Annotated in this window: 12 protein-coding genes; 5 read left to right on the forward strand and 7 right to left on the reverse strand. The window is 36.8% G+C overall.

Features of this window, described 5'->3' with window-relative positions:
• Nucleotides 1-118: 118 nt before the first annotated feature.
• On the forward strand, nt 119-2,278 hold the full coding sequence (locus BXY75_RS12785; RefSeq protein WP_211331824.1) for a T9SS type A sorting domain-containing protein: 2,160 nt from the start codon (nt 119-121) through the stop codon (nt 2,276-2,278).
• Here BXY75_RS12785 and BXY75_RS12790 read toward each other — a convergent pair.
• Nucleotides 2,268-2,975 (reverse strand): hypothetical protein, encoded by a 708-nt coding sequence (locus BXY75_RS12790; protein ID WP_121908155.1) that lies wholly within the window; start codon nt 2,973-2,975, stop codon nt 2,268-2,270. The two genes, BXY75_RS12785 and BXY75_RS12790, sit on opposite strands and share 11 nt — an antisense overlap.
• Nucleotides 2,976-3,043: 68 nt before the next feature.
• On the opposite strand from BXY75_RS12790, the gene BXY75_RS12795 reads away from it, so the two are divergent.
• Together BXY75_RS12795 and BXY75_RS12800 are read left to right on the forward strand one after the other, a co-directional pair.
• Nucleotides 3,044-3,466 carry a (4Fe-4S)-binding protein gene (locus BXY75_RS12795; RefSeq protein ID WP_121908156.1) on the forward strand — a complete coding sequence of 141 codons (423 nt, stop codon included), beginning with the start codon at nt 3,044-3,046 and terminating at the stop codon, nt 3,464-3,466.
• Nucleotides 3,466-3,756 (forward strand): GNAT family N-acetyltransferase, encoded by a 291-nt coding sequence (locus tag BXY75_RS12800; protein ID WP_121908157.1) that lies wholly within the window; start codon nt 3,466-3,468, stop codon nt 3,754-3,756. The genes BXY75_RS12795 and BXY75_RS12800 overlap by 1 nt, the downstream gene beginning before the upstream one ends.
• A 195-nt stretch (nt 3,757-3,951) precedes the next feature.
• Here BXY75_RS12800 and BXY75_RS12805 read toward each other — a convergent pair whose 3' ends face one another.
• Entirely contained in the window at nt 3,952-4,107 is a 156-nt protein-coding gene (locus BXY75_RS12805; RefSeq protein WP_121908158.1) for a lmo0937 family membrane protein, read from the reverse strand.
• Nucleotides 4,108-4,271: 164 nt separating this feature from the next.
• On the opposite strand from BXY75_RS12805, the gene BXY75_RS12810 reads away from it, so the two are divergent.
• Nucleotides 4,272-5,069 carry a class I SAM-dependent methyltransferase gene (locus BXY75_RS12810; protein ID WP_121908159.1) on the forward strand — a complete coding sequence of 266 codons (798 nt, stop codon included), beginning with the start codon at nt 4,272-4,274 and terminating at the stop codon, nt 5,067-5,069.
• Here the strand turns inward: BXY75_RS12810 and BXY75_RS12815 are convergent.
• The 4 genes from BXY75_RS12815 to BXY75_RS12830 all read right to left on the reverse strand — a co-directional run bounded on the left by BXY75_RS12815 (nt 5,066) and on the right by BXY75_RS12830 (nt 8,984).
• A complete protein-coding gene (locus BXY75_RS12815) occupies nt 5,066-6,229 on the reverse strand; it encodes a fibronectin type III domain-containing protein (protein ID WP_121908160.1) in 1,164 nt (387 codons plus the stop codon). The two genes, BXY75_RS12810 and BXY75_RS12815, sit on opposite strands and share 4 nt — an antisense overlap.
• Before the next feature lie 84 nt (nt 6,230-6,313).
• Entirely contained in the window at nt 6,314-6,994 is a 681-nt protein-coding gene (gene msrA / locus BXY75_RS12820) for a peptide-methionine (S)-S-oxide reductase MsrA (RefSeq protein WP_121908161.1), read from the reverse strand.
• Nucleotides 6,995-7,103: 109 nt separating this feature from the next.
• The gene (locus tag BXY75_RS12825; RefSeq protein ID WP_121908162.1) at nt 7,104-7,886 is read right to left on the reverse strand and encodes a zinc ribbon domain-containing protein; all 783 of its coding nucleotides are present in this window, start codon (nt 7,884-7,886) and stop codon (nt 7,104-7,106) included.
• A gap of 3 nt (nt 7,887-7,889) precedes the next feature.
• A complete protein-coding gene (locus tag BXY75_RS12830) occupies nt 7,890-8,984 on the reverse strand; it encodes a Nif3-like dinuclear metal center hexameric protein (protein ID WP_121908163.1) in 1,095 nt (364 codons plus the stop codon).
• Nucleotides 8,985-9,104: 120 nt separating this feature from the next.
• On the opposite strand from BXY75_RS12830, the gene lpxK reads away from it, so the two are divergent.
• Nucleotides 9,105-10,118, forward strand: a complete 1,014-nt coding sequence (gene lpxK / locus BXY75_RS12835; protein ID WP_121908164.1) for a tetraacyldisaccharide 4'-kinase — start codon at nt 9,105-9,107, stop codon at nt 10,116-10,118.
• Here the strand turns inward: lpxK and BXY75_RS12840 are convergent.
• Nucleotides 10,111-12,366 (reverse strand): tetratricopeptide repeat-containing hybrid sensor histidine kinase/response regulator, encoded by a 2,256-nt coding sequence (locus BXY75_RS12840; RefSeq protein WP_245962970.1) that lies wholly within the window; start codon nt 12,364-12,366, stop codon nt 10,111-10,113. The genes lpxK and BXY75_RS12840 overlap by 8 nt on opposite strands.
• Nucleotides 12,367-12,388 lie beyond the last annotated feature (22 nt).

Genomic DNA, 12,388 nt, shown 5'->3' on the forward strand with positions numbered 1-12,388 from the left:
ATTTGATATAAGTTGTCACACTGAGCTTGTCGAAGTGCATTCTAAAAGTTTCTTCGACAGGCTCAGACAGTTATTTATTAATTTAATTATCTTTTTCGATCACCTTAATAATATAGCATTGAAAAAAATACTCACTTTATTTTTTGTGATTGGTTGTTCCTTAACAATTTTCGGACAGTCTATTGCGCGTCAATGGAACGAAGAAGTGTTAAACGGAATTCGTAACGATTTTGCGCGCCCAACAGTTCATGCTCGAAATCTTTTCCACACCTCTGTCGCTATGTACGACGCATGGGCTGTCTTCGACCCAAATGCAGATACTTTTTTCCTTGATAAGGAAGTAGGTGGTTTTTATTGTGAGTTCGAAGGTTTTTCGCCAGCAGGAGATCCTTCCGAAGCGAGAAAAAAAGCGATTAGTTATGCAGTGTATCGTCTTATTCGTCATCGCTTTTCCGAAGCACCCAGGAAAGAGAATATATTTACTTCGATAGATGCCTTGATGCAAAATTTGGGCTATGACTTAAATTATACCTCAGTCGATTATAACAATGGAGATGGAGCAGCCTTAGGAAATTATATCGCAGCGCAGTTAATTGCATTCGGATTACAAGATGGTTCTAACGAAGCATTAGGCTATGAAAATCAGTCGTATGAACCTGTGAACGAACCATTAAATACCGATATTTCGGGAAATCCTACTATTGCAAATCCCAATCATTGGCAGCCTCTAAGGGTTGAAAACTGGATAGATCAAAGTGGAAATACAATCCCAGGTGGGCAACCTCCTTTTTTAGGTCCGGAATGGGGAAGTGTGATACCCTTTTCGTTACAAGAGGAAGAAAAAACGATTAATACGGTTAATGGAAATGATTATGTAATTTATCATGATCCCGGTCAACCTTCATATATTCAGGACGGATTGGGCATGGATGATCCTTATAAATGGGGCTTTTCATTGGTCGCGGCCTGGAGTTCGCATATGGATCCTGCGGATGGAGTCATGATCGATATCTCACCGGCCGCCATTGGAAATTACGACTCAACTAATTTCCCGACCACCTTCAACGGGTTTAAAACATTCTATAATTATCAAGATGGTGGAGATCCAAGTCATGGTCGTACTATTAATCCAGTAAGCTCTTTGCCATATGAACCAAATATGGTATTGAGAGGTGATTATACGCGGGTATTGGCTGAGTTTTGGGCAGATGGCCCCGAAAGTGAGACACCCCCCGGACATTGGTTTACACTTTTAAATTATGTTAGTGATCAACCGCAATTGGCTAAGAAATTTAAAGGTAGAGGAAGGGTGTTAACAGATCTTGAATGGGATATAAAAGGCTATTTTATTCTAGGTGGAGCCATGCATGATGTTGCAGTTACCTCTTGGGGTTTAAAAGGGTATTACGATTATATAAGACCGATAAGCGCGATTCGGTATATGGCAGATAACGGACAGTCGTCTGATTCAAATTTATTAAATTACAATCCGCACGGTATGCCTTTGAGCCCAGGCATGATTGAAGTCGTTCAGGAAGGTGATCCTTTGGCGGGAGCCTTTAATGAAAATGTTGGTAAAATTAAATTGTTTGCTTGGCGAGGCCCTGGTGTTATCGCTGATCCCAATACTGATGTTGCAGGGGTGGGTTGGATCTTTGCCGATGAATGGTTTCCATATCAAAGGCCATCTTTTGTTACACCCCCATTCGCAGGATATGTTTCAGGTCATTCCACTTTTTCGAGAGCCGCTGCCGAAATACTCACGCTTTTTACCGGCGATGCGTTTTTTCCCGGCGGAATGGGAACGTTTAATGCACCTGCAGATAGTTTTTTAAAGTTTGAAAAAGGGCCATCAGCCGATGTGCAATTACAATGGGCTACGTATCGTGATGCTAGTGACCAGACAAGTTTGTCACGAATTTGGGGAGGAATTCATCCGCCAATCGATGATATTCCGGGGCGAATACTTGGTGAAAAAATTGGACATGAAGCATTTCGCTTTGCAGAACGTTATTTTACAGCTGCATTAGCTTCGGAAGGGGCTCTATTTCCAAATCCAGCAACAGAAGAAGTGATTTTATTTTACCATACTGAGGCACAAACGCAACTCACATTTTATGATCTTTTAGGAAGAAGCATTCATGAAGTAGCTGTCCAATTCGACACTGAAGATCGATGCAACCTGAATGTTTCGGCCTTTGAACAGGGAGTTTATTTTGTTGTTCTGAAGGATAAGAATGATAAGATACTATTGACTAAGCGACTAATTAAGGAGTAAGTTTCACAGAAATGTTTGTAAAATATAGTTTAAAATTGCCAGTGCTATCCTTGTGCATTTTTGCAATTTCAATTCCGTTAAAATTTTCATAATCTTCCCAGGTAGTTGTCATACTTGGTATGCTGTCATTCCCTTCACGGAAAACCCATTCTTTGATACGATAATCTTTTCCGAAGTAAAGATCATAGGCATCGCCCGGGGTATATCCTCCTTCATTTCCATAGGTAATTGTAAGTAGATCTAGTGTATCTTTTGAAATAGGTGAAACCATATTTTTCTTTTCTGAAAATTCGGTGCCTTGATCCCAAACCAGATTATAAGGAGCTAATAGCCAGTATTTATCATTTATAAAGGCAGCATCTGTTTTTTTAATAATACTATCCATTTGTGATCGATTGTAACGTATAGTGTCTGAAGTAGAACGCATCATAACATCATTGGTCTTGGGCTTCCAATTCCATGAGCGTTCAAAATGATTTTCACCTCTGTCTACATTAAAGGTGAAGTTAATCTCTGAAACATTTTTCCAATGAGTCACTCCATTAGCGTAAGCAATCTGCTGGGCAGTTGTAAGATTAGGATTGGCATCATGATCAGGGATAAACTCTCTGGATCCTTTAGTATCGGCTTTATGATTGTTGTTATTGCAGGCAATTGTTGAAAGTGCAATACAAAGTATAAAAATCAGCTTTTTCATAGTTTCTGAAATGTTTCAGTAAAAATAGTCAAAGTATTTTTGAAGCAATAATTTTTGTATTTTTAAGTATGGAAAAGCAAAAAGAATATTCGAACGGGGAGCTTACTGTAGTTTGGAAGCCAAATTTGTGTATACATTCGGCAAATTGTGTCCATGGTTCTCCCGATGTTTTTAAACCGAAAGACAAGCCTTGGATTCACCCGGAGAACTCTTCAACTGAAAAAATCAAAGCTACAATCGATAACTGTCCTTCGGGGGCGCTTAGTTATTATATGAATGCAGTCGGTAAGCCTGCAACCACTTCCGAAGTTAGCGAAGAAAAAATCAAAATCGAAGTAATAAATAAAGGACCATTAATGGTATATGGTACGTTGCATGTTAAGCATTTCGATGGAAGCGAAGAGACGAAGAAAAGAGTGACCGCGTTCTGTCGATGTGGACATTCAGACAATAAACCTTTTTGTGATGGTTCACATAATACAGCATTGTGATGGAAGTGATTGTTTCAGAAAATAAAGAAAAGAAACGTTTCGAGGCAAAAGTCGAGGGAAATCTTGCGCTTATCGAATATATAAGGGCAGAGGATAAGGTGTATTTAACACATACTGAAGTCCCTAAGGCATTGGAAGGTAAAGGAGTGGCGTCATCTATGGCAAATCAAGTATTGCAGCAAATTAAAGATGAGAATTTAAAACTAGTGCCATTGTGCCCATTTATTGCGGCCTATCTAAAGCGGCATCCTGAATGGAAAGAACTCTTAGCGAAAGGATATAGCGTATAAAAAAAGGCCCTATTTTTATAGGACCTTTAATCAATTATCAAGTTATTAATCTATTGCGTCTTCAACGTCATCGGCGATCTTTTCAACAGTCGACTTCTCTCTGCAACTTGTAAGGCTAGTCCCTAAAATACCAAAGGCGAATAAAATAAAAAATACTTTTCTCATAATGTTTGTTTTAAGTGTTAGTTAGATGGTTTATAATTTTCTTCCCGTTATAACTTTATACAGTATAGCGATAATTGCTAAAACTAATAAAATGTGAATTAAACTACCGACAGCTGGAAAAGCAAAATATCCTACTAGCCAACCGATAACTAAAATAACGATAATTAACCAAAGTAAATCTTTCATAGTGTTTGTGTTTGTTGGTTTACATTACGAAAATATTAATTGTTTCGTTAAATGATTATTGATTTAACATGCTTTAACGCTAGTATTAATTATTTTGTGTGTTTATGTTAATTTATGTTTAATTCATGTTAAACTATTATTTTTGAAACCAAATTATTTTAAGGATGGATTTAAAAAAAGCATTTAATACCAATCGCGAAACCTGGAATAAAAAAGTTGCGGTGCATGCTGCAGGCGAGTTTTATAATATGCAGGCATTTAAGGAAGGTAAAACCACTTTGAATGTTTTCGAATTAGAGGCTTTGGTAGAGGTGAAAGGGAAATCTTTACTCCATTTACAATGTCATTTTGGACAAGATACCTTGAGTTGGAGTAGGATGGGGGCTAAGTGTACTGGCGTCGATATATCTGATGAAGCGATAAAACTGGCGCAGAATCTAAACAAGGAACTAGAATTAGATGCAAACTTTGTGTGCTGTAATGTTCTGGATACTTCTTCTTTTGTTTCTGAAAAATTCGATATAGTATTTACATCTTACGGTACTATTGGTTGGTTACCGGACTTACGACCATGGGCAAAAATGATTTCTGAACGTCTGAAGCCTGGCGGTGTTTTTTATATGGTAGAATTTCATCCCATCGCCTGGATGTTCGATTATACCGTTTCTCCACCTGAGATGAAATATGGGTATCAGCAAAAGGAAGCGATTTATGAAGAATATGAAGGTACGTATGGAGATACCGGGTCTAAAATGATAAGCAAGGAGTATGGATGGAATCATGGTTTGGGAGAAGTAATATCGTCCTTGACCGAAGCAGGACTTCAGATTGAGTATTTAAGAGAACACGATGCTTCTCCGTATGATATTTTCCCCGGGTTGGTAAAAAATAAGGCTGGGCTCTACGAACTAACTAACGGACTGTATCCACTGGTTTTCGAGGTATTGGCTACAAAGCGTTAAAGTGAGCACTCTGTTGGGGATTCTATCTGTGTCTCAATAGGGTTATAGGCATTATTACTAACTTTATAATGGTGTTCAAGAATATTACCATCATAGTCATAGTCTATGTGGATATATGTGTTATTCATCCACGTTGTAAGGCCACAATAATTAGTTAAATTTTGATTTAAATGTGAAGTGAAATAAACATTAGGGTGTGGAGCTGAAAAAAGTAAGGGAGCTCCTTCAAAACTCTCAAAAACTGGGTTGTTAATTATTCTAAAACTCCAAACTTTTTTAAGTTCATTTAAACCTGATAAATTATTTAGGTTCGGCATTTCCACAAGCATCAATCCTCCCGTTGTATCTAAATTTGAGAATGCATTTAAATTTGTTAATGGAAGATTTTCCAGGTACAAATAACGGCTTTCTTGTGTGCTCATAACTGGGATAGAATAAATAGGGCAATTTGAAATTATAACGTCTCTTACTTCCTGATGAAATTGAATGTCGTCTATTTGCGTTAATAATGGATTATTTTCAATTTTTATATCATATCCAGCGAGAAAAAATAGGCTGAGTCCATTTATGTCTACCAATTGATTATTATTACTAACCTCAATTGAAGATCTATAATCAGGGACAAAAGTCATATTTGAAATCACATCAAGATTAGAGACCTTAGTATTTATTAAATTAAAACGAATTTTTACGAAATCTAAATTTGCGAGTCCATCTATGTTTGTAATATCTTGGCCTTCTAATTCTAGTCCTGCAACTGATGTGTATTGAAAATTATCAACTTCTAATTGTGTTGTAAGTCTAAGAACTCCTGGGTAATCTCTCAATGGTTCAGTTGTAAAACTGTAATTACCAAAAGTTTCATCTCCATTTTGATTTACCGCAAATACTGTCCCGTTATAACCTCGATTTTCATTAAGATCAGTAAATGTATAAGTGTTAGTCTGTAGACCGTCAGTTAAAATGTCATTGTTAAGTACAACGCGATAAAGGTAATTTCCCTCTGTTGGAGTGTTCCAGCTAATTGTAGCTGAGTCTAATGTGGTTTCATCAATAGTCACGATGAGAACAAAATTATTATTCTCATGACTTGATGCATCATCATCCGAGCCACAGCCCAGAATAATTAATAAACTTAATATTGCGATTAGTTTTTTCAAAGCATTTTAATAAAAGACGCTTAAAAGATATTAAGTTGCGTCTTGATTAGCTTTAAAAATACGAAAAATGCATTAAGTCACTAATTAATGTGCTCCTTCTTTTAATAAGTCAGGGAATTTTTTCTGAAATCGTTTTAACCTTGGGACAGAAACATTTTGGATATAAGGGTTGTTCGGATTAAGTCGCTCATAATTTTGATGATAATTTTCACCATCCCAAAACTTCTCGAAAGGAAGTACTTGAGCTGCGACCTTTCCTTCACCTACTTCTTTTTCCAGTGTTTTAATCTTGGAGTCGATAATATTCTTTTGTTCCTCATTTTGATAGAATATTATGGAACGATATTGAGAACCATTGTCGGGTCCTTGTCCGTTGACCTGTGTTACATTCTGTGAACCAAAATAAACATCAACCAACTGACTAAAGCTAACAACTTCTGGATCGTAGAGTATCTCCACTGCTTCAGCATGTCCGGTACGGCCAGTATTACTGGCTTCGTACGTTGGATTCTTCGTATGGCCCCCGCTATATCCCGAAATCGATTCATTAACACCTTTCACACTTTCATATACAGCTTCAACACACCAAAAACATCCACTCGCAAAATAGGCGCGTGCTAAGCCGTTTTTCATTTCAACTTCAACTGGATCCTGCTGTTGCTGAGCCATAGACTCAGCTTCTTTGTTTTTTTCATTCGAAGATTGACAAGATGCTTGCATGGCAATAAAGAGCATGGAAATTCCGAAGAACATGTATTTTTTCATAAGAAATCAATTTTAAGCTAAGTCGGTTGTGAGACTACTTCCTTTCATGGGGCATAAAAAAAGCCTCCACTTTTAGGTGAAGGCTTAATTACTATTTATATAGGTTTTACTATTTCATTTTAGCAAAGATCCCATCCATTTTTTCGCGCTCTTCTTGCGCCAACTCTGGATCTACCAGAATACGACCACTGTGCTCGTCGGTAATGATCTTTTTGCGAGATGCAATCTCCATCTGTACCTGAGGTGGAATGGTGAAGAACGAACCTCCGGATGCTCCACGTTCAACGGGAACAACTGCTAGTCCATTTTTTACGTTGGTTCTAATTCTCTTGTATGCGTTAATAAGACGATCTTCGATTTTCTTTTCAAAACTCTCCGACTCCTTAATAAGAGATTTCTCTTCCTTCTCAGTTTCGGCAAGAATCTCGTTCAATTCACCTTGTTTGTGCTTCAAGTGATCTTCACGAGCCTTTACACGAACGCCTGTTTCTTCGATCACCTGATTTTTCTGCTCAATTTGAGCCTTAAATTCTTTGATGTGCTTATCGGCCAATTGAATTTCTAATTCCTGAAATTCGATTTCCTTGCTCAAAGAGTTGTATTCACGGTTGTTACGCACATTATCTTGCTGCGTAGTGTATTTTTTGATTAAGGTTTTTGCTTCCTCAATAAGATTTTTCTTTCCTTTGATGTCATCCTCGATCACTTCAAGATCAGTCTTGAGTTTTGTAAGACGGGTGTTCATTCCGGTTACTTCATCTTCAAGATCTTCTACTTCTAACGGAAGTTCCCCGCGAACATTTCGAATTTCATCAATTCGAGAGTCGATCAATTGAAGGTCGAACAATGCTCTTAATTTCTCTTCTACTGTAATTTCAGTCTTTGATGCCATATTTTAAGAATAGCTAATAGGATTGGTGTTTGTTTGCGCTAAAACGACTGCAAAATTAGTGATTTTTTTATTAAGGAAAGAATGTAAAAGCTCTTTTGTGAACTGTTCACTCTCATAATGACCAATATCCGCTAATAAAATGCTGTTTTCTGATTTAAAAAAGTCGTGATACTTCAAATCTGCAGTGACAAATGCATCGGCTCCGGCTCTTTTTGCAGCTTCAATGGCAAAACTTCCACTTCCGCCTAAAACGGCAACCTTTTTAATATTTTGTGCTGTAAGCTTCGAATGACGTACACATTTTGTGTTCATGGCATCTTTCAGAAAGGCTACAAACCGAGAGGCTTCCATTTCCGAAGAAAATTCACCGATCATTCCCATACCAATATGCTGATTTTCATTCTCAAGGGTAGTAATTTCATAAGCAACTTTCTCATAGGGATGTGCGTTGATTAAAGCTGATACTACCTTAGATTCTAAATGTCTTTGAAAGGTAACACTAAGTGATATTTCGTCTTCAAAATGTGTTTTTCCTTTGGTGCCAATCACAGGTGAAGAATCCTCATTACCATTGTAACTTCCGGTGCCGGATGTTGTAAAACTACAGTTTGTATAATTTCCAATCTCTCCCGCTCCAGCAGAAAACAGTGCTTCTCTCACCATATCTATATCCTTTGAAGGAACATAGGTTTGTAATTTTTTAATGGTGGCTTTCTGCGGAAGTAGAATCCGTCGGTTTTGAAGTTTCAATTTCTCGCAGATCATCGCGTTGACCCCGTTCCAGGCATTGTCTAAGGCCGTATGGATCGCGAAAATAGCTATATCGTGCTTTATTGCTTTCTGAACAACACGTTCGACATACGATTTTCCTGTTATCTTTTTCAGTCCTGAAAAAACAATGGGATGAAAACTCACAATGAGATTGCATTTTTCTGAAATTGCTTCGTCCACTACACTTTCTAAGGTGTCTAAAGTGACAAGGATGCCTGTAATTTCATTGTTTTTATCGCCTATTAATAATCCAGTATTGTCGAAATCCTCGGCATATGCTTGAGGTGCTAGTTCCTCGAGTAATTGTATTACATCTTTGACCTTCATTATTCTAATTTGGAGTAAAGATACTAGATTCTGTTTTTTGTTTCTGAATAGCTTTGTGAATCTTGGAATTTATTTTTAATTAAAAGATATCACCTGCCTGTGAATTTGTATTTTCGCCAAATGAAATTGCTACGGAAAATCCTGTTTCCTTTTTCGGTCTTGTATGGAGGCGTTACCGCTCTTCGGAATTTTTTCTACAACCATAATTTACTGAAAAGTAAAAGCTATGATATTCCTGTAGTGAGTGTTGGAAATCTATCCACAGGAGGTACCGGAAAATCTCCAATGATCGAATTCTTAATTGGTTTTCTTCGGAAGGACTTTAAGGTCGCTGTGCTAAGTCGCGGTTATAAAAGGAAAACGAGTGGTTTTAGATTGGTTGAAGAAAATAGTACTGTAAGTGAAGTTGGAGATGAGCCGCTTCAATTTAAGCAAAAGTTTCCGAAGATAACAGTAGCGGTTTGTGAAGATCGTCGCACTGGGATAGAAAAGCTAAAAGAAAAAGCAGAAATCATTTTGTTGGATGATGCGTTTCAACACAGAAAAGTAAAGCCTTCGACCCAAATTCTACTTACGCCTTATGATGATCTTTACTATAATGATTCTATGCTTCCTACCGGAAATTTAAGAGAATTTGCATCTGGTGCTAAAAGAGCCAACATTATTATTGTTACTAAATGCCCTGATGGAGTGGCGTATGCAGAAATGCAGAAAATTCAGCTTAAACTGAATCTTCAGGAGAAACAGAAGCTGTATTTTTCCCGAATAGGATACGATAAACTCATCTATGGTCCTACAGAAACACAGCGGCTTGATTATCTCTTAGACAAGTCTTTTACGCTGGTAACTGGAATTGCTAATCCGAAACCACTTGTTGATTTTTTAAGAAAAGAGCATTATGTATTCGATCACAAGACCTTTCCGGATCATCATCATTTTACGGCTTCAGAAATAAATAAATTAAAGGAAAGTGAGATCATTCTCACTACAGAAAAAGATTATGTAAGATTACAGCCGGCTTTGGGAAAGTTTGCTATTTATTATCTACCTATAAAAACGATTATATTAAAAGAGCAGGAACACTTCTTAAAACAATCGGTATTAGATAGTATTGACGAAGCTCGATTTAGTTAGCTTTTACAAATTTGTTTTTACTGTTTATGGAGCGGTATATTTTTTCGAAAAACTCTTCCGGCTTAAATGGTTTAGGAATGATTTCATTAAAACCGGCACGGTAGAAATCGTCTAGATTTTCATCAATGGTAACGGCTGTTAAGGCCAAGATGGGTATGTCTTCATTAAATTCACGAATCTTCTGAGTTGCTTCTATTCCACTAATTCCCGGCATATGAATATCCATTAGAACAACATCATAATCATTTTTCTTAACCATCTTAACGGCATCTGTTCCATTATCGGCGACCTCACATCTCATTTTATTCTTTTCCAGAATCTTTTTCGTAATCATTTGGTTGATCTTATTATCTTCTACGACCAACACATTTTTATTTTCCAACGCCATATAATCCACATCATAGATGATGTTGTTTGGGTTATTGTCTTCTGTCATCTCTTCGGAAATTTGAAAGTTAATATTAAACCAGAATTTTGATCCCTGACCTAATTGACTGTCCAATTGAATTTTACTGTTCATTAATTCTAACAGATTTTTTACAATTGAAAGACCTAGTCCGGTACCACCGAACTTTCGATTAATTTGCAATGAGCCTTGTGAAAAGGTTTCGAAAATGCTTTTTTGTTTTTTCTTGGATATACCAACCCCATTATCTTCGATCTCAAAATGGAGCATCACCTTATTGTTGCCATGATCCAATTTCTGAACTCTCACAAACACATCTCCGTTTTGTGTGAATTTCACAGAATTACCTACTAAATTAATAAGAATTTGAGATAGTTTTAATGGATCACCGGCAAGTCGATCAGGGATACTTTCGTCGAATTCAAGATGAAGGTTATTTTTACGGTCGTCTGCAGATTTCTTCAACGCAACCAATACATCGTTGATACGTTTCTTTAAATTGAATGTAGTCTTTTCTACCTCTACCTTATTAGCTTCTAGTTTATTGAGATCAAGTATATTATTTATCAGAGATAGTAAATATTCGCCAGAGAATTTTAAAGAATTTAGATGCTCTTTTTGGTAGTCCTTTGGATTCTCCTCCATCAGTAAATGTGTAAGACCTGTTACAGCATATAATGGAGTACGTAGTTCATGAGTAATAGTAGAAAGGAATTGTGCCTTTGCCAATGATGCTTTTTCGGCCTTTTCTTTGGCTAGAAGGAGCTCATTGTTCTTATCCTGTAATAATTCGTTAGCCTTAGCTCTTAAATTGTTGTTTTTGTATAATGAGAGTGTAAGTAAAGATAGTATTACAATTAGTGCAATACTAAGACCATTAGTCATTTTACCGAAGTTAATAGATTTCTTTTTCTGATCAAGGTCATTCTTCTGAGTCTCAATTATTTCAGTAAGATTTCCTAAATTAGCTTCTTCCTCAATAGTTTTCGTAATAATAGAAATATAAACTTGGTGAATGGAATCGTTTTTAGTGGAATATATATTTAATAGCTCAGCAGCAGACCTATACTTTCGTTCCTTTAAGGCAATCTCTGATGCAACCTTATAACTTTCTATTTTTAGCTTCGTATAATCATTGGCATCGATTAAGATATTCGCTGCTTCAAGTGCTTGTTTTGCAAGTCTTACATTGTTTGTCCTAGAGGTATTTTCAAGTTGTAATAATGCATTAGCCTTATTTAATTGTGAAAAAGCCTCCTGATATTTGTATCCGAAGTTTTGATAAAGGGGAATGGCAGCATCGAAATAGTTCACGGCGTTTTTTGGGTTCCCTTCTTTAAGTTCAAGAATTCCCATACCCATTAATACATCCGATTGATTTTTTTCTTCGTTAAGCTCAGTAAAAATTTCGTCTGCATTCTGAAAATACATGCGTGCCTTTTGTAATTCATTGGTTCTGGTAAGCACAAAACCATATCTATTGTAAGCCTTTCCTAACTCATTTCTTTTGTTTGTTTTAAGTAGTAGCTCTATTAATTTGTTGCTTTCAGATGCCGCCTTCCGATAGTTTTCTAGATAGTAATTTAAACCTACAGATGTAAGAAGAACGTTGGTTTTAGAATCGTCATCATTGAAAGTGGTTAAAAGTTTTTCCGCCAAGCTTAAGTTGAGAATCGCTTCGTCGTAATCCTGAATCACAATGGCCGCTTCGGCATTTTGTCTGTACTTAGCAATTTGTGCAATTGTATCCTGAGCGTTTTGAACAGCAAACATTGTTGTATAGGCGAATAAACACACCAAAAAAGGCATGCAAATCTTGTAAGAAGCACGAAGTTTATTCATCTACCTTATGTAGTTAGGCGAT

Origin of the sequence: Ulvibacter antarcticus (genome assembly GCF_003688405.1) — a bacterium.
In the GTDB taxonomy this organism is placed as follows: Bacteria; Bacteroidota; Bacteroidia; order Flavobacteriales; family Flavobacteriaceae; genus Ulvibacter; species Ulvibacter antarcticus.

Excerpts from the sequence above, each read along its gene's own strand:
- msrA (WP_121908161.1), bottom strand. The coding sequence starts at position 6,994 with ATGAAAAAATACATGTTCTTCGGAATTTCCATGCTCTTTATTGCCATG.
- BXY75_RS12810 (WP_121908159.1), top strand. The coding sequence starts at position 4,272 with ATGGATTTAAAAAAAGCATTTAATACCAATCGCGAAACCTGGAATAAA.
- lpxK (WP_121908164.1), top strand. The coding sequence starts at position 9,105 with ATGAAATTGCTACGGAAAATCCTGTTTCCTTTTTCGGTCTTGTATGGA.
- BXY75_RS12840 (WP_245962970.1), bottom strand. The coding sequence starts at position 12,366 with ATGAATAAACTTCGTGCTTCTTACAAGATTTGCATGCCTTTTTTGGTG.
- BXY75_RS12825 (WP_121908162.1), bottom strand. The coding sequence starts at position 7,886 with ATGGCATCAAAGACTGAAATTACAGTAGAAGAGAAATTAAGAGCATTG.
- BXY75_RS12800 (WP_121908157.1), top strand. The coding sequence starts at position 3,466 with ATGGAAGTGATTGTTTCAGAAAATAAAGAAAAGAAACGTTTCGAGGCA.
- BXY75_RS12805 (WP_121908158.1), bottom strand. The coding sequence starts at position 4,107 with ATGAAAGATTTACTTTGGTTAATTATCGTTATTTTAGTTATCGGTTGG.
- BXY75_RS12830 (WP_121908163.1), bottom strand. The coding sequence starts at position 8,984 with ATGAAGGTCAAAGATGTAATACAATTACTCGAGGAACTAGCACCTCAA.
- BXY75_RS12795 (WP_121908156.1), top strand. The coding sequence starts at position 3,044 with ATGGAAAAGCAAAAAGAATATTCGAACGGGGAGCTTACTGTAGTTTGG.
- BXY75_RS12790 (WP_121908155.1), bottom strand. The coding sequence starts at position 2,975 with ATGAAAAAGCTGATTTTTATACTTTGTATTGCACTTTCAACAATTGCC.